The 24,651-nt window shown below is 42.5% G+C and carries 23 protein-coding genes; 20 read left to right on the forward strand and 3 right to left on the reverse strand.

The annotated features are described in order from the left end of the window. Positions 1-28: 28 nt before the first annotated feature. From ACYUCY_RS04125 to ACYUCY_RS04190, 14 genes are all read left to right on the forward strand, one after another. The gene (locus ACYUCY_RS04125) at positions 29-1,561 is read left to right on the forward strand and encodes an HAL/PAL/TAL family ammonia-lyase (protein ID WP_460225198.1); all 1,533 of its coding nucleotides are present in this window, start codon (positions 29-31) and stop codon (positions 1,559-1,561) included. Positions 1,562-1,566: 5 nt separating this feature from the next. Next, entirely contained in the window at positions 1,567-1,980 is a 414-nt protein-coding gene (locus tag ACYUCY_RS04130; protein WP_460225199.1) for an acyl-CoA thioesterase, read from the forward strand. A gap of 1 nt (position 1,981) precedes the next feature. Next, positions 1,982-2,632 (forward strand): outer membrane lipoprotein carrier protein LolA, encoded by a 651-nt coding sequence (locus ACYUCY_RS04135; protein ID WP_460225200.1) that lies wholly within the window; start codon positions 1,982-1,984, stop codon positions 2,630-2,632. Positions 2,633-2,800: 168 nt separating this feature from the next. Next, positions 2,801-5,224, forward strand: coding sequence for an MMPL family transporter (locus tag ACYUCY_RS04140; RefSeq protein ID WP_460225201.1), 2,424 nt, complete (start codon positions 2,801-2,803; stop codon positions 5,222-5,224). Positions 5,225-5,299: 75 nt separating this feature from the next. Continuing rightward, the gene (locus tag ACYUCY_RS04145; protein ID WP_460225202.1) at positions 5,300-6,553 is read left to right on the forward strand and encodes an NAD(P)/FAD-dependent oxidoreductase; all 1,254 of its coding nucleotides are present in this window, start codon (positions 5,300-5,302) and stop codon (positions 6,551-6,553) included. Then, positions 6,535-7,101: a DUF3261 domain-containing protein gene (locus tag ACYUCY_RS04150; protein WP_460225203.1), complete on the forward strand. Its 567-nt coding sequence runs from the start codon at positions 6,535-6,537 to the stop codon at positions 7,099-7,101. The genes ACYUCY_RS04145 and ACYUCY_RS04150 overlap by 19 nt, the downstream gene beginning before the upstream one ends. A gap of 86 nt (positions 7,102-7,187) precedes the next feature. Continuing rightward, a complete protein-coding gene (locus ACYUCY_RS04155; RefSeq protein ID WP_460225204.1) occupies positions 7,188-8,405 on the forward strand; it encodes a beta-ketoacyl-ACP synthase in 1,218 nt (405 codons plus the stop codon). A gap of 10 nt (positions 8,406-8,415) precedes the next feature. Further along, the gene (locus tag ACYUCY_RS04160) at positions 8,416-8,868 is read left to right on the forward strand and encodes an ApeP family dehydratase (RefSeq protein WP_460225205.1); all 453 of its coding nucleotides are present in this window, start codon (positions 8,416-8,418) and stop codon (positions 8,866-8,868) included. Positions 8,869-8,949: 81 nt separating this feature from the next. Further along, positions 8,950-9,690 (forward strand): 3-oxoacyl-ACP reductase FabG, encoded by a 741-nt coding sequence (gene fabG, locus ACYUCY_RS04165; protein ID WP_460225206.1) that lies wholly within the window; start codon positions 8,950-8,952, stop codon positions 9,688-9,690. Between the two features lie 75 nt (positions 9,691-9,765). Then, complete coding sequence (locus tag ACYUCY_RS04170) at positions 9,766-10,992, forward strand: beta-ketoacyl-ACP synthase (RefSeq protein WP_460225207.1); 1,227 nt, start codon at positions 9,766-9,768, stop codon at positions 10,990-10,992. A gap of 64 nt (positions 10,993-11,056) precedes the next feature. Further along, on the forward strand, positions 11,057-11,707 hold the full coding sequence (locus ACYUCY_RS04175) for a glutathione S-transferase (protein ID WP_460225208.1): 651 nt from the start codon (positions 11,057-11,059) through the stop codon (positions 11,705-11,707). A gap of 42 nt (positions 11,708-11,749) precedes the next feature. After that, a complete protein-coding gene (locus tag ACYUCY_RS04180) occupies positions 11,750-13,216 on the forward strand; it encodes an amidase family protein (RefSeq protein WP_460225209.1) in 1,467 nt (488 codons plus the stop codon). Between the two features lie 161 nt (positions 13,217-13,377). Continuing rightward, the gene (locus ACYUCY_RS04185) at positions 13,378-14,586 is read left to right on the forward strand and encodes a vWA domain-containing protein (protein WP_460225210.1); all 1,209 of its coding nucleotides are present in this window, start codon (positions 13,378-13,380) and stop codon (positions 14,584-14,586) included. A gap of 154 nt (positions 14,587-14,740) precedes the next feature. Further along, positions 14,741-15,427 (forward strand): TIGR02117 family protein, encoded by a 687-nt coding sequence (locus ACYUCY_RS04190; protein WP_460225211.1) that lies wholly within the window; start codon positions 14,741-14,743, stop codon positions 15,425-15,427. A 145-nt stretch (positions 15,428-15,572) separates the two neighbouring features. Here the strand turns inward: ACYUCY_RS04190 and ACYUCY_RS04195 are convergent, their stop codons facing one another. Further along, positions 15,573-15,944: a hypothetical protein gene (locus tag ACYUCY_RS04195; protein ID WP_460225212.1), complete on the reverse strand. Its 372-nt coding sequence runs from the start codon at positions 15,942-15,944 to the stop codon at positions 15,573-15,575. A gap of 533 nt (positions 15,945-16,477) precedes the next feature. Here ACYUCY_RS04195 and ACYUCY_RS04200 point away from each other — a divergent pair. Then, the gene (locus tag ACYUCY_RS04200; RefSeq protein ID WP_460225213.1) at positions 16,478-18,220 is read left to right on the forward strand and encodes a thioredoxin domain-containing protein; all 1,743 of its coding nucleotides are present in this window, start codon (positions 16,478-16,480) and stop codon (positions 18,218-18,220) included. A gap of 111 nt (positions 18,221-18,331) precedes the next feature. Here ACYUCY_RS04200 and ACYUCY_RS04205 read toward each other — a convergent pair whose 3' ends face one another. Both ACYUCY_RS04205 and ACYUCY_RS04210 read right to left on the reverse strand, forming a co-directional pair. Continuing rightward, positions 18,332-18,715 carry a GFA family protein gene (locus tag ACYUCY_RS04205; RefSeq protein ID WP_460225214.1) on the reverse strand — a complete coding sequence of 128 codons (384 nt, stop codon included), beginning with the start codon at positions 18,713-18,715 and terminating at the stop codon, positions 18,332-18,334. 15 nt (positions 18,716-18,730) lie between these two features. Next, complete coding sequence (locus ACYUCY_RS04210; RefSeq protein ID WP_460225215.1) at positions 18,731-19,636, reverse strand: TraB/GumN family protein; 906 nt, start codon at positions 19,634-19,636, stop codon at positions 18,731-18,733. 378 nt (positions 19,637-20,014) lie between these two features. Between ACYUCY_RS04210 and ACYUCY_RS04215 the strand changes: the two genes are divergently transcribed. From ACYUCY_RS04215 to ACYUCY_RS04235, 5 genes are all read left to right on the forward strand, one after another. Then, positions 20,015-20,779, forward strand: coding sequence for an exodeoxyribonuclease III (locus tag ACYUCY_RS04215; protein WP_460225216.1), 765 nt, complete (start codon positions 20,015-20,017; stop codon positions 20,777-20,779). Between the two features lie 228 nt (positions 20,780-21,007). After that, entirely contained in the window at positions 21,008-21,328 is a 321-nt protein-coding gene (locus ACYUCY_RS04220; RefSeq protein ID WP_460225217.1) for a 2Fe-2S iron-sulfur cluster-binding protein, read from the forward strand. A 151-nt stretch (positions 21,329-21,479) separates the two neighbouring features. Beyond that, the gene (locus ACYUCY_RS04225; protein ID WP_460225704.1) at positions 21,480-22,706 is read left to right on the forward strand and encodes a cytochrome P450; all 1,227 of its coding nucleotides are present in this window, start codon (positions 21,480-21,482) and stop codon (positions 22,704-22,706) included. A 208-nt stretch (positions 22,707-22,914) separates the two neighbouring features. Further along, positions 22,915-23,841, forward strand: a complete 927-nt coding sequence (locus ACYUCY_RS04230; RefSeq protein WP_460225218.1) for an ABC transporter ATP-binding protein — start codon at positions 22,915-22,917, stop codon at positions 23,839-23,841. Continuing rightward, positions 23,838-24,599 (forward strand): ABC transporter permease, encoded by a 762-nt coding sequence (locus ACYUCY_RS04235; RefSeq protein ID WP_460225219.1) that lies wholly within the window; start codon positions 23,838-23,840, stop codon positions 24,597-24,599. The genes ACYUCY_RS04230 and ACYUCY_RS04235 overlap by 4 nt, the downstream gene beginning before the upstream one ends. Positions 24,600-24,651 lie beyond the last annotated feature (52 nt).

The following is a 24,651-nucleotide window of genomic DNA, read 5'->3' on the forward strand; positions in this document are numbered from 1 at the left end:
TAATATTAACCATAACGAGTTAGATACTATGATTAGCTTTAACAAAGACCCCTTATCGATTGAAGATATTGTTGCAATCGCAAATCTTGAGCAATCGGTAGAGTTAAGTGATGACGAGGAATTTACTAGGGCAATTGCGCGGGGGAGTGAATTTCTTGATCGATTGTTGGCGGAAGATGGCGTTATTTACGGTGTGACGACGGGCTATGGCGATTCTTGTACTGTTTCCATTCCCTCGCAACTTGTCGAAGAGTTGCCTAAACATCTTTATACGTTTCACGGTTGTGGCCTGGGCGAGATACTTTCACCTCAGCTCGGGCGTGCTGTATTAGCGGCGCGACTCGCATCGCTGTGTCAAGGTTTCTCTGGGGTCAGTATTGCGCTATTAAAGTTACTGGCAACTTTGCTTGAGAAAAATATCATACCGCTGATTCCCGAAGAGGGTTCTGTTGGTGCGAGTGGTGATTTGACGCCTTTGTCTTATGTCGCAGCAGTTTTGTGTGGAGAGCGAAAAGTTTATTTTGAAAATGAAATTCGAAATACCGCGGATGTGTATAAGCAACTAAATATTCAACCTTTAGTGCTTAGGCCCAAAGAAGGTTTGGCAATTATGAATGGTACTGCGGTGATGACCGGCATCGCCTGCATGGCTTTTCATCGCGCGCACTATCTATCACAACTCGCAACTCGAATTACAGCGATGGCGACTTTGGTTACCAGCGGGAATCCAAGTCATTTCAATGAAATATTATTTAGCGTAAAGCCTCATCCCGGTCAGCAAAAAATAGCGCAATGGTTGCGCGGCGATTTGAAAGCGGGAGAAGCAACTCGAAATTCTCAACGTCTACAGGATCGCTATTCCTTGCGCTGTGCACCCCACGTCATTGGTGTGATGGCAGACGCTTTACCTTGGTTGAGACAAGTTATTGAAAACGAATTAAATAGCGCGAACGATAATCCTATTATTGATGGTGAAGGTGAGCACGTCCTTCATGGTGGCCATTTTTATGGTGGTCATATTGCTTTGGCTATGGATACCCTAAAAAATACCGTTGCTAATATTGCGGATCTTCTCGATCGCCAAATGGCATTGATGATGGACACCAAATATAATCACGGGCTGCCAGCAAACTTATCCGGTGCTGAAGGTGAGCGAAAAGCGATTAATCATGGCTTTAAAGCGGTGCAAATTGGTACCTCTGCTTGGGCGGCGGAAGCCTTAAAGATGACCATGCCGGCGAGCGTGTTTTCTCGCTCAACTGAGTGTCATAACCAGGACAAGGTAAGTATGGGAACCATCGCTGCGCGGGATTGTATGCGAATATTGCAGCTGACCGAGCAGGTTGCTGCGGCGGTACTTATTGCTAGTTGTCAGGGCGTGGAATTGCGTATCCGGCAGGGCGATATTAAGGAGAGCGATCTTAGCGACAGTATTCTCAACACAATTAAAGAGGTTCGCATAGAAAGTGATTTCCTGAATGAAGATCGCGCCCTTGAAGATGAATTACGCAGGCTTATTGAAAACATTCAGGGACAAGCATTGTCTTTGTACGAAGGATAGTTTTAATGTCGTCTAAGGTTTTAGAAAAGAGTACAGAGATTCTAGTCCCCTTTCATGATGTCGATTTGATGGCAATTGTTTGGCATGGTCATTATGTCAAATATTTGGAAATTGCACGCTGTGCTTTATTTGAAGATCTTGACTACAACTATTTACAAATGAAAGAGTCTGGTTACGCATGGCCAATTATTGATGTGCGAATTCGTTATCCGGGTTCCGCGAGATTCAATGAAGTGATAAAGGTAAATGCAAAAATCGTAGAATGGGAAAACCGTCTCAAGGTCGATTACGAAGTATTCAATAAACAAGGTCAACGTTTAACGCGGGCGCATACCGTTCAGGTTGCTGTTGATCTCAGTTCTAACGAGATGTGTTTAGAATCCCCGGATATATTGCTCGATAAATTAGGCGTCAAATAGCATGACTGGAAAGAGGCGAGATTATATATTTCCGAATATTAATTTATTGGTAATTTGTTTTTTTCTTTTCTTTGTATCTAATGCCTTGGCCCAATATGTTGAAACTGATGAGGCTTCCAATTCTGAAAAGTCTGTTGATCTTGATGAGGCAAAGATCGAACTTTTTTCTCAACTAGAAAAAATCATGGTCGTTGCTGAAAATGTTGAAGGGCAATTTTCGCAAAGAAAGTTTATTAGCGTGCTGCCGAATCCATTGTTATCGAAAGGTGTGTTTAGCTACGGGAAAACAACTGGTTTAGATTGGCGTACGCAAACACCGATTGTTAGTCGATTGGTTTTCAATGAGCAGGGTATTCGGCAGGATGTTGAAGGTAATACCGTGTGGGAAATAGATGGTATGCAACCTGCGGTCGTCAGTATTACTCGCGTTATGACCGGCGTGCTTTCAGGAGATTGGTTAGTGCTTAATGAATTTTTTGATATCAGCGGTAGCGTAGATTCACAAAATTGGGAGCTAACGCTGACGCCAAAAGATGAAGTTATTCAGCAGTTGATTACATCACTTAAGGTAAGTGGCGCAGAAAAATTAAAAAGCTTGACACTTTTCGAATCCAACGATGATCGTACCGAAATTACTTTTTTGATCAATTAATTTTCATGTAAGTCGCTCTAGTTAATTGGTGGTTATTGAAGTTGCAGTTTTTGTTTGGCTCGTTGGAAAAGTTAAGTTCTCGGTAACGAGCAGATATATAACGTTAATAAAAAGGCGATTCCAAAAAATCTACATATTTTGGAAGTTCCGTAAATCAGTCGGTACGACATGTCAGTATTGCGACATCGAAATAAGTTTTCTCTGCACTACCTCATCGTAATGTTGAACCGATGGCCGGTGGCTGTCGGTTGGTTGGCGATAGTTATTGCGAGTCTAGTTTGGATAGTGCTGACCTTTGTTAATGGCCGCCACTTTGATACCAGCGTCCTTGCCTTGTTACCGGAAGAAAATAACTCTTCGATTGAACGCCTAGCGAAGCAACGCTTGACAGACTTGGCGAGTCGGCAACTTATTTTTTTAGTTAGTAGTGAAGATAGAACAGAAAGTCTTAACGCCGCAGAAAAATTTTCAGCGGCGTTAACAAGAAGTAAATTATTTTCTGAAGTGAATGGTAAAATTGACCAACAGCAAACCAAGCTACTACAGCAAACATTTTTTCCCTATCGTTATAACCTACTTGATCAAAAATCAAAAGCAATTTTGATTTCCGATGACGCTAATTACAATCAATTGGTGCAGCAAGCACTGGCAAGGTTGTATAGCCCAATGGCGAGTGTGGTAAGTCAATCTTTATTGGATGACCCTTTACAGCTACATTTTCAATGGCAGTTAGAGAGCGTTCCGAATACCGCATTTGGTTTGGAAAATAATTGGTTAACCAGAGAGTTTGAGCAGCGCGTTTATCGGATGATTCGTGTCGAGCTTAAAGAGAACCCCTACGATCTCACTTATCAGCAACAAGTACTTATGACGGTTGCGAGCGCAAAAGTCGGAATGGCTTCTAGTACGCAAGTTTTGGAGTCGGGACTATTGTTTCATGCTGCCTATGGCGCCGATCAGGCGAAGCGGGAAATATCCACAATCGGTATTGGTTCGTTGGCAGGTATAACACTTTTACTGCTTTATTGTTTTCATCGTGTTCGCTTTTTAATCGCGGCTTTTTTACCAATCTTTATTGGGTGTACTTTTTCACTCGCAGCTTGCTTGATGTTATTTGAAAATTTACATTTGATAACCTTGGCCTTCGGTGCCGGCTTGGTAGGGGTGGCTATTGACTATTCCCTACATTATTTGTGTGCCGATAGAGAATTTTTGTTGAACAACGCAAGAAATCCCGATGGATTAAATCCTGTTAAATTATCAACACTTTATAAAATTATGCCTGGGATTAGTTTGGGTTTGGTATCGAGTGTTTTGGCTTATGCCGCACAAGGGATTTCTCCTTTTCCCGGCTTGCGCCAGATGGCAACATTTTCAGTATTAGGTTTGTTTGGAGCGTGGCTTACCGTTGTTTGCTGGATGCCAAGATTGCGATTTAGGAAACAAGCTTCCGTGAGTATTGCGCGCTTGGGTTTTTCCAAGGTTTTGCAATATCTACTAAGTCGGTGGCCAACGATAGCAAGTCGAACGACAGGAATTTTCCTTGTGCTATTAACTGTGGTCGCGGCGTTTTTTGTCAGCCAAGTGACATTTGACGATAGTGTTCGCCGATTGCAGACTTCGCCTGACGCAATGTTAGAAGAAGATATTCAAGTGCAAACACTAACCGCGGCTTTAAATCCCGGACAATATTTTATCGTTTCCGCGCCGAGTATTGATGATCTGTTGTTGAAAGAAGAGTTGCTGCACTCTGAACTCAATGCTTTGGTGGGGCGGGGCGATATTTCTGGTTACCAAGCCATATCTAGGCAGGTGCCTTCCATCGCCCAGCAACAACAAAATAGACAGCTAGTTGAGCGGGGAATTTATGCGAATGAAGCGTTATTGGATTCTTTTGGAGAAGCATTAGGGTCAAAGGATCTCGCGAGAGAGATGCGAGAAAAGTTTGCTGAAACACCAAATGAAGTGATTACAGTGAATCGCTGGTTGGAGAGTCCAGCGGGAGAGTTGATGGGGCATTTGTGGTTGGGAGAAGATAACCAGCAATTCCATTCCGTAATTTTGTTTTCAGGCATCCGCAACACAGCAGTACTTACCCAGTTATCAGAGCTCGCTCAACTAGATTCTGCGTTTCTATTCGTGGACAATGTTGCCTCCATTAGCAGTGTCCTAAGTCATTATCGGATTCAGTTGCAAAAATGGATTGTGTTTGCCTATTTGCTTGTCATTTTTGTTTTGGTGTGGCGGTATCGCCGACAGGTTTGGCGAGTTGTTGCTGCGCCCGCAATAGCCAGTCTGTGTACCTTGGCTATATTGAGCTTGGCTGGTATATCGTTAAATATATTTAATCTTTTGGCTTTGCTGTTGATATTGGGTATTGGTTTAGACGCAAGTATTTTTCTAAGAGAGAGTGGGCGGGATATTTATACTTGGGTCGCCGTCACACTTGCAGCTATTACAACGCTGTTAGCGTTTGGACTCTTAGCTTTAAGTGTTACGCCGGTTTTGCATCAATTTGGTATTACAGTATTTTTGGGGATCGTTGCAGTTTGGTTATTGGCGCCCTGCTTCGTTGTGAAACGGGTTCAATAGCTATATTGAAGAATATTTTGAGAATTGGTCAGTGTTTTTCGCATGTGAAAGACATTAAAAAGAGGTAGTTGGGGTATGAATAAGCCTGTAGTTGATTTCGATGTGGTTATCATTGGGGCGGGTCCCGCCGGAAGTGTAGCGGGAACGATTTTAGTGAATAAGGGGTATCGCGTACACATCGTGGAGCGACAGCATTTCCCGCGCTTTTCAATTGGTGAGAGCTTGTTGCCGCAATGCATGACTTTTTTAGAAGAGGCGAACATGTTGGCAGCAGTGCAAGCTTCTGCCGATGAGCTCGGTTTTCAATACAAAAATGGCGCAGAGTTTGTGCGCGGTGCGGCAAAAACTGAATTCGATTTCCGGCAAAAATTTAGCCAAGGTTGGGGTACAACTTACCAAGTCCAAAGGGCGGGCTTTGATCATTTACTTTCTCAGCAAGCAGAGCAACAAGGCGTAAGCATTGCTTGGGGACACGAGATTACCGGTGCAGATATGGATGGGGATTATCCTATTCTTAGTGCGAAAACTGAAGCAGGTGAAGCTTATCAGTTAAGCGCGCAATTTGTTTTAGATGCCAGTGGCTTTGGCCGAATTTTGCCGAAGTTGTTGCAGCTGGATCGACCGAGTAACTTCCCATCGCGCTCGTCTCTATTTACTCACGTCGAAGACAATATTCCAGCGGATCAATTTATTCGCGATAAAATTCGTATCACTATCCATCCTGAACATAAAGATGTTTGGTTTTGGCTTATCCCATTTTCCAGCGGTAGATCTTCACTTGGCGTTGTTGCGCGAAGTGAGTTTTTCGAAGATAAAAGTGAAGATTTAAGTGAGCGCCTGCAATTAATTATTTCTCAAGATCCAACACTCAAAAAACTATTAAGCAATGCGAAATTTGATACGCCAGTGCGACAGATTTCTGGTTATGCCAGCGATGTTAGCAGTTTGTGGGGAAAAGGCTTCGCTTTGCTGGGTAATGCAGGTGAATTTTTAGATCCGGTATTTTCCTCTGGTGTAACTATCGCTATGAAATCCGCAAGTTTGGCCTCCGCGGCTCTGGATAAACAATTTCGAGGTGATGAAGTTGATTGGGAAAACGAATACAGCGTGCCTTTGAGAAAAGGCGTTGATACCTTTCGCGTCTTTGTCGATGCTTGGTACGACGGCCGCTTTCAAGATATTATTTTTGCAGAAAAACAATCTCCAGAAATTCGCGAAATGATCTGCTCAATTTTGGCGGGCTACGCCTGGGATACTACCAACCCCTATGTGAAAGATAGTGAAAGAAGGATGAATACCCTGGCGGAATTATGCAAGCCAAGCTCTTAGCTTATTTCTTCACGGCTTTTTTGGTCTCTGCTTGTTCCAGTTTAGAAAACGGCCAGCATTTGCCTGAGCTACCCTTGTTGCCGCCAGCTGATCTAGGTGTGAATTTACAAATATCGCAGCAAGTGAATATTACGATCGAAAGTGAAAGTCATACTATGTTGGCGGCATGGGTCGTAAAGCAGGATACTTTGAGTTTTGTTGGCCTGAGTCCCACAGGCCAACGCTTGCTAACATTGTCTTACGACGGCCTGAGATTTAGCGAAGACTACAGCCCAATGTTGCCAATAAAAATTCCTGGTAGGCAAGTGTTAGCACAATTACAAATAGCTCATTGGCCAGAGGTAAGTGTTCTTAGTGCGCTGGAAAAATCCGCCTGGCGAATGAAAGTGGAAGATGGGCAGCGACATTTATTTGTAAACCGCAAGAAAATATTTTCTATCGAAAATAGTAGCCCAAGCAGATACGAAAAAGATGCGAAGGTTAATATTAGAAGCGATGTAATAGATTTCAGCATTGATGTCACTACACTGAGCGTCAATGAGCTTTAGCGTTGTTCTTGCTTGAAATTGGCCGCGAACTTTAAAACAATAAAAATTTATTTTTTTGAAACCTTGAACTATTGAATTTATTAATTATGAGTCAAAACACCAGTGTATATTTGCAAACACTCGGCATCGTATGTGCTTTGGGCGAAGATAAAACTGATATTGCAAATAGTTTGTTTGAAACTTCACCGGACAGTTTGTCGTCAAGCGAGGACTTTACTCCAGGGCGAGGGCTCCCCCTAGGTAAAGTAAATTGCGAGCTGCCGAGTCTAAGTGAATATCCGCCTCATCAACAAACACGTAGTAATCAATTGCTACTTTGTGCTTTTGCACAAATTAAAAATGAGTATGATCGACTTGCGAACAATATTGATCCGTCGAGAATTGGTATCGTTTTGGGTGCTAGTACTAGCGGTATTGCAGAAGCTGAGCGAGCGTTTAAGTGTGCTGAAGTCGGCGGCGAGCTTCCGAAAGATTTTAGTTATTTGCAACAAGAAATGTCCTCACCCGCACAGTCGTTGGCATCTTGGCTTGAGTTAAGCGGACCAGCATTTACAATTTCCACGGCTTGCTCGTCAGGCGCAAAAGCGCTGGCGAGCGCACGACGCTTACTGAGGGCGGGTTGGTGCGATTTGGTTATAGCCGGTGGGGTAGATGCTTTGTGTGGTCTAACAGTAAACGGATTCGACGCTTTAGATTCTATAAGCGACGAGCCCTGTCTGCCTTTTAGTAAAAACCGTCGGGGTATTAATATTGGCGAAGGGGCGGCTTTGTTTTTATTGTCTAAAGAATCAGGCCCTGTTGAACTGGCCGGCGTGGGAGAAAGTTCCGATGCTCATCATATTTCTGCCCCAGAACCAGAAGGAAAAGGTGCAGAAGTGGCGATGGTGATGGCGATGAAAGATGCGGGTGTTTCAGCGCAAAATATTCAGTATTTGAATTTACATGGTACCGCGACACCGCAAAATGATCGCATGGAAAGTAAAGCTGTTAATCGTATTTTTGGTGACACGCTTTCCTGCAGTTCAACCAAAGGTTATACCGGTCATGCCTTGGGCGCTGCCGGCGCTATAGAAGCAGGTTTTTGTTGGCTGGCGATGACCTATGAAAACAAGGCAAAAGGCGCTCCTCCTAGTGAAACCCCCACGAATCTGCCAATTCAAAAATGGGATGGGCAATTTGATTCAGAATTATCTGCTATTAATATTGTCGCAAAGCCCACGGCTGTCGGTAAATTAAATTATACGATGAGTAATTCTTTTGCTTTTGGTGGCAATAATATTTCTTTAGTTTTTAAACGAACATAAATAACATTTTATGAATAGACATTTTGAAATATCTGAAGTCGTTCCTCATTCCGGTTTAATGAGTTTGTTGGATGATATTGTAGATTACGATGAGGAGTCGCTGACCGCGAGTGTTGATATTCATCCAGGTGTCATGTTCGCTGAAGTGCAAGGCGTTCCCTCTTGGGTTGGTATTGAATATATGGCGCAAACTATTGCGGCCCATGCTGGCGTATTGCAACGCTTGAATGGTTTGGAAGTAAAAGTAGGATTTTTAGTAGGTACCAGAAAACTTACTTGTAGCCACTCTTATATTCCCTTTGATTCGAAATTATTGGTAAAAGTTGAAAAAGAATTTCAAGCGGATAATGGTTTGGGAGTTTTTAACTGTAGTATTCGTTGCGGTGATATCGCTATGGATGCTGGTCTAAATGTCTTCCAGCCAGAAGATGTTAATGAATTTTTAGAGAACGGAAAAATTTAATACTGTATTTAGTTGAGTAATCTACTCAAGTGAACAGTCTATGGCTGAATAATTTATTGCTAAGCAATGTATAGGTGAACAATGGACAAAACAGTTTTTGTTACGGGATCAAGTAGAGGCATAGGAAAAGCCACCGCGCTTCGTTTGGCGCAAGATGGTTACGATATTGTTTTACATTGCCGAAGTGGAATAGAGGAAGCAAAAAAAGTACAAAGTGAAATTCAAACCCTCGGCAGGCAAGCTCGCATTTTACAGTTTGATATCAGCGACCGAGAATCCGCTGCAAATATACTCTTAGCTGACGTTGAAGAGCATGGTGCGTATTATGGCGTTGTGTGTAACGCTGGTATTGCTCGTGATAACGCTTTCCCCGCGATGAGCGGTGAAGAATGGGATTTAGTGATACATACTAATCTCGACGGCTTCTATAATGTCTTAAACCCTCTGACGATGCCTCTAGTTAGACGACGCAAGCCCGGCAGGATTATTGTGTTATCGTCGGTATCTGGCGTAATGGGTAATCGCGGACAAGTTAATTATAGTGCCTCTAAAGCAGGAATAATTGGCGCTTGTAAAGCGCTAGCTTTAGAGTTGGCGAAGCGCCAGATTACTGTGAATTGTGTTGCTCCGGGTTTGATCGAAACGGATATGGTAGAGGGTGATGCGCTTGATCCCACTGTAATAGAAGAAGCAATGAAAATGATACCTGCAAAAAGAATGGGGCAGGTTAGTGAAGTGGCGGCAACAATTAGTTTTTTAATGTCGGAAGACGCGGGATATATCACCAGGCAGGTCATCTCCGTGAACGGCGGTATGTGCTGATTAGCGAGAATTTTTCGGGCAGCATTATTACAAGAATAAATTCGGTAATTATGAAATGAAACGAGTGATTATTAAATGAAACGAGTGGTTGTTACGGGCATGGCTGGTCATTCTCCAATAGGTTTGGAGTGGTCGCGTATTGCTGAAAATTTAAAAAACATGAAAACAGGCATTGTTCATATCGAGGATTGGGACAAGTTTTCTGGATTGAATACTCGTTTAGGTGGGCCGGTTCTCGATTTTGAAAAACCTGCGCATTATTCTCGGAAGATGATTCGTAGTATGGGGCGAGTCGCTTTAATGGCGACGCGGGTAACTGAGTTGGCATTAGAGCAGGCTGGCTTACTCGATGATGAAACAATTAAAGATGGTCGAATGGGTGTTGCCTACGGTTCTTCAACCGGATCAACCGATGCGGTAAAAGATTTTTCCAATATGCTTATAAACTACACTTTGGATGGTTTAAGCGCGAATACCTACGTAAAGATGATGGCGCATACATCGCCGGTAAATATTGGCGTTTTTTTTGGACTTAAAGGACGTGTTATTACGACCTCCAGTGCGTGTACTTCTGGCAGCCAAGGTATTGGTTATGCTTATGAAGCGATAAAATATGGCGCCCAACAGATGATGGTTGCCGGTGGCGGTGAAGAACTTTGTCCGACTGAAGCGGCGGTTTTTGATACGTTATATGCGACCAGTACCTTGAATGAAACACCAGAGTTAACGCCAAAACCTTTTGATGTTGATCGCGATGGTTTGGTCGTGGCGGAAGGAGCGGGAACGTTAATTTTAGAAGAGCTTGAGCATGCCCAAGCACGCGGTGCAAAAATTTACGCTGAACTTGTTGGCTTTGGAACGAACTCCGATGGCGCCCACGTTACTCAGCCGAGTTCTGCGACCATGCAAAAAGCGATGGAAACTGCGCTCAACAATGCAAATTTAAAAGCGCAAGATATAGGTTATATAAGCGCTCATGGCACGGCAACTGATCGCGGTGACATCGCGGAATCACAAGCAACCTATAATATTTTTTCCAATAAAGTACCGATAAGTTCGTTTAAAAGTTTTACCGGACATACTCTTGGCGCTTGTGGTGCTTTGGAAGCAATGGTTGCGATTCAGATGATGCGTGAAGGTTGGTGCCATGCGACGGCAAACCTGAAGAACGTTGATCCTGAATGTGCCGATCTTGATTACGTCATGCATGAAGCACGCTCATTAGATACCGAGTATGTCATGAGCAATAATTTTGCATTTGGTGGAATTAATACTTCTTTAATTTTTAAGCGCTGGGATTAATTGCTAACTCAGTTTTAAAATTCTAAGTACTTCGACGTGGAAGTTAAACAGTTTTGAGCTGCTCATGAAAACTCAGCTTCCTATCCTCTATTCTTTTCGACGTTGCCCTTATGCCATCCGTGCGCGTTTAGCTTTGTATTATGCTGGTATCAAGGTAGAGCTTAGAGAAGTCGTACTAAAAGATAAGCCCGAAGCCATGCTCGCTGCCTCAGCAAAAGGTACCGTACCCGTCCTAATCTTAGATGATGGTTCTGTGTTGGATGAAAGTCTCGACGTGATGTATTGGGCCCTCCAACAAAATGATGTCGATTCATGGTGGCCGATAAATGTTTCTCAACGAGAAAAAATAAGCCAACTTATCGAGTTTAATGATTTTCAGTTTAAACCTTGGTTAGATCGATACAAATATCACGAAAGATACCCCGAACAAGATAAAGATTTCTATTCTCGAAAAGCATGTGAATTCCTAAATAGCTTAGAAGAAAATCTACAAGAAGAATCGTTTCTTGTTATGTCAACACCATCCTTAGCTGATGTCGCAATTTTTCCATTCATTCGTCAGTTTGCAAATGCAGATAAAAAATATTTCGATCAATTGCCTTATCCTGAGTTAAAAAACTGGTTGACGTATTTCTTACAGTGGCCAAGCTTTGAATGCGTAATGAAAAAATATTACCAGTGGAATGAAAACGATTTTCCGGTGTGCTTTCCATGAACCTAGCTGCTCCCTGAATTTCAATACAAGGTCCGATACTTTATGGCTGAACTTATTTATCAAAGCGCTGAATCACTGGCAAAGCTCATTCGAAGCAAAGCAATTAGTAGTCGTGAACTTCTACAAGTTTTTCTGAACCAAATTGAAAATGTCAATCCGAAACTAAATGCTATCGTCACACTTGATATTGAGTGTGCATTTCGACGTGCCGATGAATTAGATAAGCTGGCGGCAAAAAATAGCTTTATTGGGCAATTACATGGCTTACCTATCACCGTGAAAGATACCCTGCAGACGAAAAATGTTCGTACTACGGCGGGTTCGTTACATCTCACGGATAACTATCCAAAACAAAATGCACAGGTTGTACAGCGCCTATTGGACGAAGGCGCAATATTATTCGGTAAATCAAATACCCCTGAATTCGCGGCTGATCTTCAAACCACTAATAAAGTTTTTGGTAGAACAAATAACCCTTGGGATCTTAGTCGAACCCCGGGCGGGTCCAGTGGTGGTTCCGCCGCTGTTGTTGCAGCGGGCATGGCAGCCTTTGATATTGGTAGCGATATTGGTGGGTCGTTGAGGACTCCAGCACATTTTTGTGGTGTCTATACCTTAAAACCTAGCTATGGAATTGTGCCTAGTGATGGGCTTATCTCGGGTTTGCAGACACCGGCGATACCAAGAGATATTAGTTGCATTGGCCCTTTAACCCGCAGTGCAAGTGACCTAGCGCTATTGACGAGTATTCTGGCGGCGCCAAGTTATGCTCAGGAGCGTGCTTGGCAATTAAACTTACCCAAGACGCAAACTAAAACCATTCAAGAGTGTCGTGTTGCGGCTTGGTTGGATGACGAAATATTTTCTGTCGACGATGAAGTTCGCGAGGTAATGGAAAATTGTATTGTTGCGCTCGAAAAGGAAGGGCTTAGAGTTGATCGAAATGCAAAACCTGATTTTAAACTAACAGAAGCATTTGATGTGTACTTGCGCTTATTGGCCGGAGCAACTTCAGCGGGTATGTCTGATGATGCTTACGCTAGGCGAATGGAACTTGTAGCAAATGCCGATGCAGCAATGAGAGGCAAAGATATAGCGTTTCGTTCAACCCGCTATGCTTTACAAACTGCACAAGAATTATTTAAGGCACAACAAGCACGTTTGCAGTTACAGCAACAATGGCAAGAATTTTATCAAGGGTTTGATATTCTTTTATGTCCGAATAATATTGTTCCTGCTTTTTCTCATATTGAAACTAAGGCGAATTTTTTTCAAAATATCATCGTTAACGGCAAGCCAAGAGAATATGCAGAAATGTTGGTGTGGGTGGGGGCGCTTGCTGGTGTTGCTCACCTTCCTGCGGTTTCTGCTCCAATCGGGCTGTCACGGAATAACTTACCCGTTGGTATGCAGATAATTGCTCCTTATCTTGAAGATCACCGAGCGATCGACTTCGCTCACAAGTTGGCAAGCGTGGTAGGCGGCTTTCAAATCCCTCCAATCTCTTAGGCGAAAAATGTCAGTTTCTTTTTTGTCTTCGACTATGTAAACCCAATGTAAACTTTCGACGCAATACTTTTACAATTGCGTGCCTTATCCCTTTTCATTCCTTCCTCTAAAGTAAAGGCTGCTTTGCTATTTCTTCTAGAATTTTGAAAAGGAATGACCTTATGACCAGTATCAGATCTCGCTATCTAAAACACATTTTTTTACTCCTTGGTTTCGCCGCATTGTCAGCGACGAATATGCCGGCAATAGCCACAGAAGGTTCTCTTGTCGAAGACTCGTCGCGCACTAAGACCCATCATCAAGATCGCTCGCGCCACCCCCACTATGCACCGCGAGTGCAAGTTGCAATTCTACTGGATACAAGTAACAGCATGGATGGTTTAATCAATCAAACACGTGAACAATTGTGGCAAATGGTCGACGAGTTGTCGCATATGAAAAAAAACAATGTTTCCCCCGTCTTGGAAGTCGCAATTTACCAGTATGGGAACAGCCGGCTTTCACAGAAAGTCGGTTACGTTCAAGAAGTCGCAGGATTTACTAGCGAGCTTGATCGCGTATCAGAGGCTTTATTTTCATTGACCACTGATGGTGGAGATGAATATTGTGGTTTTGCTATTCGTACCGCTGTAAAGCAATTACATTGGAGTACTAAATCGAGCGATATTAGGATGATTTTTATCGCGGGTAATGAACCTTTTACTCAAGGCCCCATTAATTATGTTGATGCGATTGTTTTGGCCAAAGAAAAGGATATTAGTATTACGACAATCTATGCGGGAGATTATCAAGAGGGTTTAAGCACCGGTTGGCAGCGTGGAGCATTATTGGCGGATGGAAATTTTATGAGCATTGATCACAACCATGCGGTAGCACATGTTGATGCACCACAAGATAAAAGAATCAACGAATTAAATCGTCGCCTAAATGACACGTATATCCCTTACGGAGCAAAAGGACAGGAGGCGGCGGTGAGACAGTTAGAGCAAGATGATCGTTCGCAGCAAGTATCATCTGCATTCGCTGCAAAACGTGCGAAAGCAAAAGCATCAGCGGTTTATAAAAATTCGCAATGGGATTTGGTCGACGCAATTGAGTCCGGAGAGGCGGAACTTGAAGCCCTAGACGAAGAAGCATTGCCTGAGGCGATGGCAGTAATGAGCGCTGAAGAACGAGTTGATTTCGTAGCAAGCAAAAAGAAAGAGCGAAAAGAAATTAAACAGGAGATTGCAAAACTGGGAAAAGAGCGAGATAAATATGTCGAGTCTGTACAAAGCGACGCTCCAGCAGCCCCGACCATAAAAGATGCGCTTTCAAAGTCGATTCGTGAGCAAGCGAGTAAAAAGGAATACGAATTTAGTGTTGAATAAGGAAGTTGCTGCAATTTTAAACCTTGATTACATATCCTATATACAAAAAAGCCACCTTAGCGGGTGGCTTTTTTGTGAGGAAAGCGGCAGCATATAAAAATCACTCTGGAATAATCCCTTAGTTTATATAATCAGATAATAATAGAGGATGCTTATGGGTTTGCTCGGCGCTATTTTTAAACTCGTTCTAGGTATTTTTGCCGTTGTAATCATAGTCTTTGGAGGGTATTGGCTAACCGCCTTTGGTTTTCAATTCTTTCCGGTTAATGAGGATGTGGTTTCTGGTCCTGAAGAGTTCGAAGCTTATATAGTTAACAATGGCGTACATGCTGATTTCGTATTTCCTGTACAAAGCGCGGTGACTGATTGGAGGGATTTTTTCCCGGTAGAAGATTTGCCCGTAAGACCCTTTTCTCCAACATGGATAAGTATTGGTTGGGGGGATCGTGAATTTTATACCAAGACTCCGGAGTGGAAAGACCTAACACTAGAAAGAGCTTGGGATGCGTTATCAGGAGGGAATGCAACTTTATTGCATGTCGCGTATTTTCAAGATAAGGATTTACCGATGCAAGCCTATAAATTAAACCTCAGTAAACAAGAATACCAACAGCTTGTTGGATATGTTGTCAATTCGATGGCATCTATTAATAGTAAAGCTATCCCTTTAAAGGGGTATTCCTACGCTGACAACGATATGTTTTATGAGGCGGTAGGATCTTATAACGTACTGACAACGTGCAATACTTGGGTTGGAGACGGACTAAAATTTGCAAATTACAAGGTAAGTGCTTGGACACCGTTTGCGAGCAATGTGACTTGGCATTTGGAGCAGCGGTAGATTCGCAGAGCTATTTTATTGACTGACGATAAGCCTGCGAACAGAAATAGTGTTGTTTGGAAAAAGCCCCTGATATTTTCAGTATGCAGAAAATATCAGGGGCTTTTTTTATTGATTAAATTATTTGGCGCTTAAGTAAAAATAATTATTTCAAAGCTTCGAGCGTTGCCATTGCATCAGCACTTGGTTTGTGCGTGATACCGAGCACAACTCCAGCCAAGGCTTTTTCATCTGCGGTTGCGGAGTCACCGGCAATGATTTTTTCTAAGCTGGCCTTGTCTTCGCCTTTCACCGCATGCTGCATGTCATGGATTGCTTTAGCAATTGCTTGTGTCGACGCGCTATTGTTTTTATCGGCGCTGATATCCATAAGTGTTGCTTTCTCCTCGGCAGAAGGGAAATGATTTAAATGCGACAAAATGGCAGCCATTTCCTTGGTCGCATCACTTGCAAAAGCAAGTGGCGATAAGGCAAATAATATGGCAAAAGAAGCGACGATTTTGGTGATAGATTTCATGGTGATCTCCTAAGGGTTTTGGATTTTGTTTTTATGATTCATTTAGTTGAGTCAGGTAAATCTTTATTCTTCTAAAAGCGAAACGCGTGATGGCTGCCACCCGATGTAGCTCAAGGTCCGAAATAGCGTTGCCAGATTGTAACTCAGGGGACGCCGCTAAACGATGAATTTGATCACTTCTAGGGTGAGCTTTCGACCATAAACTAAGTCTTAGGGTGGCTGAGCTTGCAAAGAGACTATTGGCTGAAATAGGGACGTTAAATTGATTCGACTTATAAGTCACGACTTCGGTATCCCATTCCTATGTTAACTGTGTTAATAAATGTTACGTCTGAAAATATCCGATGACTCGGCGTCTATAATCTGGTCAACTAAGTGGCTTGAAAACTGGTCATATGATAGTTTTCATAATCGATGTTCGTATAGTAAGAAGTGACAGAAGCAGCCATCGATTACGATAGCTAGCCCTCCCAATTTAGAACCTAATAAAAATATTTATATTACGACAAGACATACGCTAGAGGAGTTCACAGGTGAATAAATTAATCGCATTACTTGGCATCCTGGTTTTGGCCAGTGTATCCAGTGTTAGCATTGCCGCTGATCGAGTAGGAGATTTCGCCTTACTAGATCAAGATGGTTATTTCCATAAAATGAGTTATTACGACGATCATAAGGCGATAGCCTTTCTGGTTCAGGGTAATAGCAGCAAAGCGACAGCCTCCGCTATCGATCAGTTTGAAGCGCTGCAAGAGCAGTACTCAGAAGTTAAATTCTTCATGATTAATTCGAGCGGCAGCGAAAGCAGGGCTGATGTTAAAAAAGCGCTAGCGAAATACAAAAGCGATATTCCAGTGTTGATGGATGATGCCCAATTAATTTCTGAGGCAATGGGTGTCAGCCGAACTGGTGAAGTGTTCCTATTTAGCCCAACAAACTTCACCGTGCTTTATCGTGGCCCTGTTAAATCAGGTTTAGATGCTGCGATTAAAAATGTACTTGCTGGCGAAGAAATTAAGAATCCACAGATCGCGATGAAAGGATCTGACGTTAGCTATCCAGCTCAGAAAAAGCACGAAAAAGGCATTTCTTACGCAGAGGATGTTGCTCCGATCTTGGCAGACAATTGTGCGCGTTGCCATCGTGAAGGTGGTATTGCCCCCTTTGCTATGAATAGTCATGCAATGATTCAAGGTTGGGCGCCAATGATCCGCGAAGTGCTACTAACTAAGCGTATGCCACCCGGTCAAATTGACCCAATGGTAGGTCACTTCAAAGAAACTTATACACTTACACCATCAGAAACGCAGACAGTTGTGCATTGGGTAGAAGCTGGTGCGAAAAAAGATGGCAAAGAAGATCCTTTGGCGCAATTAACTTGGCCTGAAACTAAGTGGGCCTTCGGCGAGCCTGATCTAATTATCAAAGTGCCTGAGCAGAAAATTCCTGCTACCGGCGTGTTGGATTACATCACTGTAAACGTCCCTATTGATATTGATAAGGATCGCTGGGTTCGTGCGAGTCAGTATGTTGCGGGTGATCGCACTGTTTTGCATCATACTTTGAACAACGTTGTTCCCCCTTTGAAGCCCGGTGAAAAACGCCAACGCGGTGGATTTCTAGGTGGTGGCAATCCAGATGCACCCAGCATTACTGCTTACATACCCGGTGCTGAGCCTTATCATGAGCCGCCAAATACAGGAGGTTTGTTGAAAAAGGGTTCATCTATTAATTTACAATTGCACTACACCACAACGGGCAAAGCCACTACCGATGCGAGTGAAATTGGCGTTTGGTTTTACCCTGAAGATCAGGTTCCGACTGAACGGATGGGTGGCCAGTGTGCCTGTATCTTTATTAACGGCTGGGATCCAATCCCTCCGTTTGAGCCTGATCACGAGATGACGAAATCGGTAACGCTAGATCGTGATGCGTACTTATATAGCATGCTTCCTCATATGCACTTTCGCGGCAAGCGCATGCGTTTCTATGCTGAATTTCCAGATGGTAGACGCGAGCAATTAATTAATATTGCGAACTACAACTACAATTGGCAGTTATCTTATCAGTTAGAAGAACCATTATTTTTGCCGGCCGGTACGAAAATGGTTGCTGTTGGCGCATTTGATAACTCGGCGCAAAACAAAGCGAACCCAGACCCAAGTCGAACTGTACCTTGGGGTCAGCAGAGTTGGGACGAAATGTTTTTTGGTTCGATGAATTGGAAGTATGCGAATCAGAACACTAGTACAGATGATAGTGTCGCTAGCCAATAAACACAAAGCATCGTGTTGAAAAGCAGATCTTCGGATCTGCTTTTTTTTGGGGATCGAGAAATTATTTTTTGTGAAAGACAAGATCATTAACGATAAGCAGATATAAATAATCTATGTTTCTTTGCTCATGTGAGCGAGGGTGTGAGCATGGTCTTCCCAATTTTTACCATTAAATTTTGAGATACTCATTGTTTCCGGTCTTGTACTGAGGCAATTAATATTAATATCCATTCCATCGGGGTTAGATCGGGGAATGTAAAAAGGTTTTATGCCGCAAGTCTTACAAAAAAAATGTTTTGCGATAGCGGTGTTAAAAGTATAAGTCGTTAAGTTTTCTTCGCCGCTTAATACATTGAAGTTGTTCAATGGAACAATGAGATGCAAAAATCCGGTCATCGCGCATATTGAACAATCACACTCCACCGCCTCGATAGAGTTTGGCGCTTCTACGGAAAATTTCACAGTGCCGCAATGGCATGAGCCTTCATATCTCATATCGTTTATCTATCCTTAATTTATACTTGGCAATTCTAATTTTTGTACCTCGTAACCCTGCGCACTTAATTGTTCAATTAGGCCATCTTTGCCGACTAAATGGGCCGCGCCGACCAAAATAAATTCAGTATCTTGATCGCTAAACATCTTTTCTATTGCGGGCATCCATCGATCGTTTCTGTCTTTTAAAAGGAGATTGTAGATTGCGGGATAATCGTCAATCATGGGCGCAATAAACAAGGATTCCAGTTGTTCGACATCCCCCGCTCTCCATACCTTTAACATCTTATCAACGAGGCTTGTCATGTCATGCATTTGATCCAGCTGGCTAAGAATAAATTCACTGCCGGCATCTTTGCTCATCAACTCAAACATTCCTAGTTGTTCATCCAAAGTCTCGAAGTAAGCTAGTGTTTTACGATCGTTTTTGGCTTGCTCCTGAAAATAGGCGTCGACGCCGGCTGGCGTAAAACCCATTTTCATAAATTCGCCGACGATTAATGTCTGTATGGCCAAAAAAGGTTTCATCGACGCGAGCATTTCAATAGGTAGGGCGCTTTTCTGTGCGTAGGCGCGCAAAGCCTGATATGCCTCGGGCGTTAACTCAGACTCCAAATTTTTTCCCGCTTTATAGAAAAATTTTTCCATTATTGTTGCCTGTAGCGCTGGTTCGTTCATCTTTGAAATATCAGCTTCGAGAAATATCTTATCTGAATTGAAATAAGCAACTTGATACTCTTGCGGTAAAGGGTAATCACTTGGTCGAAGTAAATGAATCGTGCCGCCAAGGTAAACTGTATTGCCTGATTTTTTTGCCACCCAAACAGAAGCCTCGGCGTAAATATAATTCGGCAAGATTGACATGAGAGCAAGCAAAAAAGTGGTGATCAATATGCGCGATCCAGTGTGCGTGTTCATCATAAATACCTTTTAAATTTGATGGCAGGTAGAAGTGTAATTTACGTTATCTAGACGCACTTTGTTCTAGCTAAACAGGCGATGATGTTTAGCTTTGCAACCGAATAAAGCGCTCAACTTGGCGGATTATAAGTGAATGAAATACGATTAAGAAGCTCGGTCCATGGATTATCCGAAAATCGTGATGTCTTTGTTCATTCTTGGGGGTGTAAAGGCGAACTTATCACAGGGCTTGGCAGCTTGTTTCGGCACTTAGATAGATTCAGCGGCTACTGATGTTGTATAGAACTTTTGTTTTAGTTTCAGTATATTAGTCTCGCCTCGAAAAAATGCGGGGTCCTAAAATCACTATTATTTATAACATGAACACAAGGGTTAATAATGCGGATAGTATCTTGGAATGTGAATGGCATTCGTGCAGCGATGAAAAAAGATTTTATGACTTCATTCGAGTCGATGCAGACTGACGCCCTATGTTTGCAGGAAACCAAAGCACAGGACGATCAGGTATTTGAAGCATTAGCTGAAGTTAATGATTATCAAGTCTATTGTAATTCTGCGGTTAAAAAAGGTTATTCAGGAACGGCGATTCTAAGCAAAAAAAAACCTCTATCAGTTCGCTATGACATGGATATAGAGGAGCATGACCAAGAAGGGCGAGTAATAGCGGCTGAATATAAAAACTTTATACTGGTAACTGTGTACACACCTAATTCTGGTAGTGAGTTGAAACGCCTCGATTACCGTCAGCAATGGGACGCAGACTTCCTCGCTTATTTACAAACTCTTGAAGAGGAAAAACCTGTGGTTGTGTGTGGCGATCTGAATGTTGCCCATCGTGATATCGATCTTGCGAGACCCAAACCTAATTACAATAAAAGCGCAGGGTATATGCAGGAAGAGATCGACGGTATGGATAATTTAATCGCCGCTAACTTTATTGATACTTATCGCCATCTAAACTCAGAAGCCGTGAAATATTCTTGGTGGAGTTATCGAGCTGGAGCGCGAGCCAAAAATGTTGGATGGAGGATCGATTATTTTTTGACATCGCCCTCGCTGGAGAAAAAACTTAAATATGCCGATATATTAAATGATATTCACGGCTCTGATCATTGCCCAGTTTTATTAGATCTCGATAGTTAATCGTCAAGTCAGTGTGGCGATTATTATGACCATGCTGCCAGATTCTTTCATCGTGTATGTGATTAAAAGAAACTAGCGAGTCGTGAAAAATCCTTTTTCTTCGACTCGCTAGTTGGTATCGTGTTTAGCTCGAATTAAGTCTGCCAGTATAAAGTAATCGAGTAGATTAAAAGGAGCACCTACAATACGGGGGCTCGGGAAATATTATATTTCAAGGTAAATTGAACGATGGTAAAAGTAACTTTTGTAGAGCACAGTGGCGGCGAGCAGTTGGTTGAGGTAGAGCCGGGCCAGACATTGATGAACGCGGCGATTGATAACTTGGTGCCGGGGATAGATGCAGATTGTGGCGGCGCTTGTTCGTGTGCCACCTGTCATGTCTATATTGATCAGGATTGGGTTGAAAAATTAGGCAAGCCAAATGCTACGGAAGAATCGATGTTGGGTTTGAGTACTGATCGCCGTGAGAATTCTCGACTATCTTGTCAGATTAAAATTACCGAAGATCTCGATGGCTTAGTCGTAACCACTCCAGAGTTTCAATTTTAAAATATTTTAATTACGCATCTATATTTGATATTTATTTAATACTTACATTATTTTTTTATCATTTGAGTTTTAAATGGGGGTGGCTATGAGCGATACAATAATTGAACCCGGCACAGACGAAGCGTTAGCTGAAGAAAAGCTTAGCCGCAGTATGGTTGGGCGAGATGCCTATACAATGCCGCTAGAAGAAATTGATTTGTCTCATCCAGGCATTTGGTTCGCCAACGAATACCTACCATTTTTAGAGCGCTTACGAAAAGAAGACCCCGTCCACTATTGCGCTGATTCCGCTGTAGGTCCCTACTGGTCTGTTACTAAGTATCAAGACATTATGACAGTCGATACTTCCCCTGAAATTTATTCCTCAGAGCCCACTATTGGTATTACTGACCCCTTAGAAGAATATACCCTGCCTATGTTCATCGCTATGGATCAGCCAAAACATGATGTTCAGCGCAAAACAGTTCAAGGCGTTGTATCGCCGATGAACTTACAAAAACTCGAAGGGGTTATCAGAGAAAGAGCGGGGAATATCCTCGACTCACTACCTTTGGGAGAAACTTTTAATTGGGTTGATAAAGTATCGATAGAGTTAACAACACAAATGTTGGCGACTTTATTTGATTTCCCATTTGAAGATCGCCATAAACTCACTTTTTGGTCCGACGTTGCAACTTCTTTGCCTGGCAACGGTATTATCGATTCTTATGAGCAGCGCTGGGAAATACTTCAAGATTGCCACCAGTATTTTACAAAACTATGGAACGATCGTGTTAACAGTGAGCCTGGCGATGATATGGATTTAATATCGATGTTGGCTCATGGTGAAGCAACGCGTGACATGCCACCGATTGAGTTTTTAGGCAACGTTTTGCTGCTAATTGTTGGTGGTAATGATACGACGCGAAATTCGATTACCGGTGGTGTACTTGCACTCAATGAGAACCCTGCGGAATACCAAAAATTACGTGAAAACATTAATCTGATTCCAAATATGGTCTCAGAAATTATCCGTTGGCAGACTCCTCTCGCTTATATGCGCCGAACCGCGAAGGTCGACGCGGAGTTAAATGGTAAACACATTAAAGCCGGCGACAAAGTTGTGATGTGGTATGTCTCAGGCAATCGCGACGAAGAAAAGATTGAGAATGCTCATCAATTTTTAATTGATCGAGATAAAGCGCGACAACATTTGTCTTTCGGGTTCGGTATACATCGGTGTATGGGAAATCGTTTAGCGGAGATGCAGTTGCGCGTGCTTTGGGAAGAAATAATGCAGCGCTTTCAAAAAATCGAAGTTGTTGGTGAGCCGGTACGTATTTATTCAAGTTTTGTTAAAGGTTATTCGGAATTACCCGTACGCTTACATTCAAAGTAGAGTGTTATTAAAAAAATTCTGAATAGGTCTCTCCTTGACCTATTCTTTTATACTTCCATTGTTTTTCTAAAATAGAATCTGCATACTCCTGCCCCTGATTCGTATTTTTATGTAATACATATTTCCTCAGCGCGTTAGAGAAATATTCTATGTGGAATATTTGCGTTTCTCTCGCTTATAACAATGAATAGTTGGTAAGACAGGAATCATGGATCCCATAATTTCAATTAATAAGCTCAGTAAATTTTATGCCGGAGGCTTTTGCGCTTTAAAGAGCATAAGCCTTGATATTCAAAAAGGTGAAATCATTGCCTTGCTGGGCCCAAATGGAGCCGGGAAGACAACCTTGATTTCTACCATCTGTGGAATCGTTAAACCCAGTGAAGGTAGCGTTAAAGTGGCGGGCTTCGATATCATAAAAGATTTCCGTGCAACTCGAGCACTTATCGGCCTGGTTCCGCAGGAGCTCACTACTGACGCGTTCGAATCAGTATGGTCGACAGTTAGTTTTAGTCGGGGTTTGTTTGGCAAAGCGCCTAATCCAGCACACATTGAGAAAGTGTTAAAAGATTTATCTCTTTGGGATAAAAAAGATAGTGAGATGATTACCTTGTCTGGCGGCATGAAGCGAAGAGTCTTAATCGCAAAAGCGTTATCTCATGAGCCTGAAGTTTTATTTTTAGACGAGCCCACCGCCGGAGTGGATGTTGAGCTGCGTAAGGACATGTGGCGTTTGGTTAAAGACCTTCGTGCTGCAGGTGTGACTGTAATCCTGACGACGCATTATATTGAAGAAGCGGAGGAGATAGCAGACCGTATTGGCGTTATAAATAAGGGTGAGCTTATTCTTGTTGAAGAAAAACAAGCCTTGATGCAAAAACTAGGAAAACGGCAACTAAGTATAGATGTTAAGCCTGCCGTCAGCGTGCTTCATGATTCGCTTAAGAATCACGATATCGAAATTAAAAATGATGGCAATCAACTTGTTTATACCTATAGCACTCAAGAAAATGATACAGGTATTGCATCCTTGCTAGAGGATCTGCGGCAGGCGGGAATTGGCCTTAAAGATTTACAAAGCAAACAAACGTCCTTAGAAGAAATTTTTGTTGAGCTGGTTAAGGAATCAAAATGAATTTTTATGCAGTTAAAGCAATTTATCGATTTGAGATGTCCCGAACCTGGAGGACCTTGCTGCAAAGTATTGTTTCACCTGTATTGTCTACGTCACTTTATTTCGTCGTGTTTGGCTCCGCTATTGGTTCACGAATCCAAGAAGTAGATGGTATTAGTTACGGGGCATTCTTGGTGCCTGGTTTGATTATGTTGTCCCTGTTAACGCAAAGTATTTCGAATGCGTCCTTTGGGATCTATTTTCCAAAATTTACCGGGACAATTTTTGAAGTCATGTCTGCTCCTATTTCAATGACAGAAATTCTCTTAGGTTATGTTGGGGCGGCAGCATCGAAATCAATTATTTTAGGTCTTATTATATTAGCGACGGCAGCGCTTTTTGTTCCTATTGAAATTAAGCATCCCTTCATCATGTTGTTTTTTCTAGTGCTTACGGCAATTTCTTTTAGCTTGTTTGGTTTTATCATTGGTATTTGGGCGGACAACTTTGAAAAATTACAGCTTATCCCATTGCTTGTCGTCACGCCTTTGGTGTTTTTAGGCGGAAGTTTTTATTCGATCAGTATGCTTTCACCGGTTTGGCAAAAAATAACACTATTTAATCCTGTGTTGTACTTGGTGAGTGGCTTTCGTTGGAGTTTTTATGAGATTTCTGATGTTAGCGTGGGTATCAGCTTGTTGATGATATTGCTGTTTCTTGGGATATGTTTAGCGATAACCACGTGGATATTTAAAACCGGGTATCGCCTTAAAAGTTAAGCTAGTGTCGCTATTGTGGGGAAAAATACACTCTTAGTTTCTAATACCGATG

This window comes from Aurantivibrio infirmus (assembly GCF_054767315.1).

Coding starts and splice junctions, on each gene's coding strand:
- ACYUCY_RS04125 (WP_460225198.1), top strand. CDS start 29: ATGATTAGCTTTAACAAAGACCCCTTATCGATTGAAGATATTGTTGCA.
- ACYUCY_RS04130 (WP_460225199.1), top strand. CDS start 1,567: ATGTCGTCTAAGGTTTTAGAAAAGAGTACAGAGATTCTAGTCCCCTTT.
- ACYUCY_RS04135 (WP_460225200.1), top strand. CDS start 1,982: ATGACTGGAAAGAGGCGAGATTATATATTTCCGAATATTAATTTATTG.
- ACYUCY_RS04140 (WP_460225201.1), top strand. CDS start 2,801: ATGTCAGTATTGCGACATCGAAATAAGTTTTCTCTGCACTACCTCATC.
- ACYUCY_RS04145 (WP_460225202.1), top strand. CDS start 5,300: ATGAATAAGCCTGTAGTTGATTTCGATGTGGTTATCATTGGGGCGGGT.
- ACYUCY_RS04150 (WP_460225203.1), top strand. CDS start 6,535: ATGCAAGCCAAGCTCTTAGCTTATTTCTTCACGGCTTTTTTGGTCTCT.
- ACYUCY_RS04155 (WP_460225204.1), top strand. CDS start 7,188: ATGAGTCAAAACACCAGTGTATATTTGCAAACACTCGGCATCGTATGT.
- ACYUCY_RS04160 (WP_460225205.1), top strand. CDS start 8,416: ATGAATAGACATTTTGAAATATCTGAAGTCGTTCCTCATTCCGGTTTA.
- fabG (WP_460225206.1), top strand. CDS start 8,950: ATGGACAAAACAGTTTTTGTTACGGGATCAAGTAGAGGCATAGGAAAA.
- ACYUCY_RS04170 (WP_460225207.1), top strand. CDS start 9,766: ATGAAACGAGTGGTTGTTACGGGCATGGCTGGTCATTCTCCAATAGGT.
- ACYUCY_RS04175 (WP_460225208.1), top strand. CDS start 11,057: ATGAAAACTCAGCTTCCTATCCTCTATTCTTTTCGACGTTGCCCTTAT.
- ACYUCY_RS04180 (WP_460225209.1), top strand. CDS start 11,750: ATGGCTGAACTTATTTATCAAAGCGCTGAATCACTGGCAAAGCTCATT.
- ACYUCY_RS04185 (WP_460225210.1), top strand. CDS start 13,378: ATGACCAGTATCAGATCTCGCTATCTAAAACACATTTTTTTACTCCTT.
- ACYUCY_RS04190 (WP_460225211.1), top strand. CDS start 14,741: ATGGGTTTGCTCGGCGCTATTTTTAAACTCGTTCTAGGTATTTTTGCC.
- ACYUCY_RS04195 (WP_460225212.1), bottom strand. CDS start 15,944: ATGAAATCTATCACCAAAATCGTCGCTTCTTTTGCCATATTATTTGCC.
- ACYUCY_RS04205 (WP_460225214.1), bottom strand. CDS start 18,715: ATGAGATATGAAGGCTCATGCCATTGCGGCACTGTGAAATTTTCCGTA.
- ACYUCY_RS04210 (WP_460225215.1), bottom strand. CDS start 19,636: ATGATGAACACGCACACTGGATCGCGCATATTGATCACCACTTTTTTG.
- ACYUCY_RS04215 (WP_460225216.1), top strand. CDS start 20,015: ATGCGGATAGTATCTTGGAATGTGAATGGCATTCGTGCAGCGATGAAA.
- ACYUCY_RS04220 (WP_460225217.1), top strand. CDS start 21,008: ATGGTAAAAGTAACTTTTGTAGAGCACAGTGGCGGCGAGCAGTTGGTT.
- ACYUCY_RS04225 (WP_460225704.1), top strand. CDS start 21,480: ATGGTTGGGCGAGATGCCTATACAATGCCGCTAGAAGAAATTGATTTG.
- ACYUCY_RS04230 (WP_460225218.1), top strand. CDS start 22,915: ATGGATCCCATAATTTCAATTAATAAGCTCAGTAAATTTTATGCCGGA.
- ACYUCY_RS04235 (WP_460225219.1), top strand. CDS start 23,838: ATGAATTTTTATGCAGTTAAAGCAATTTATCGATTTGAGATGTCCCGA.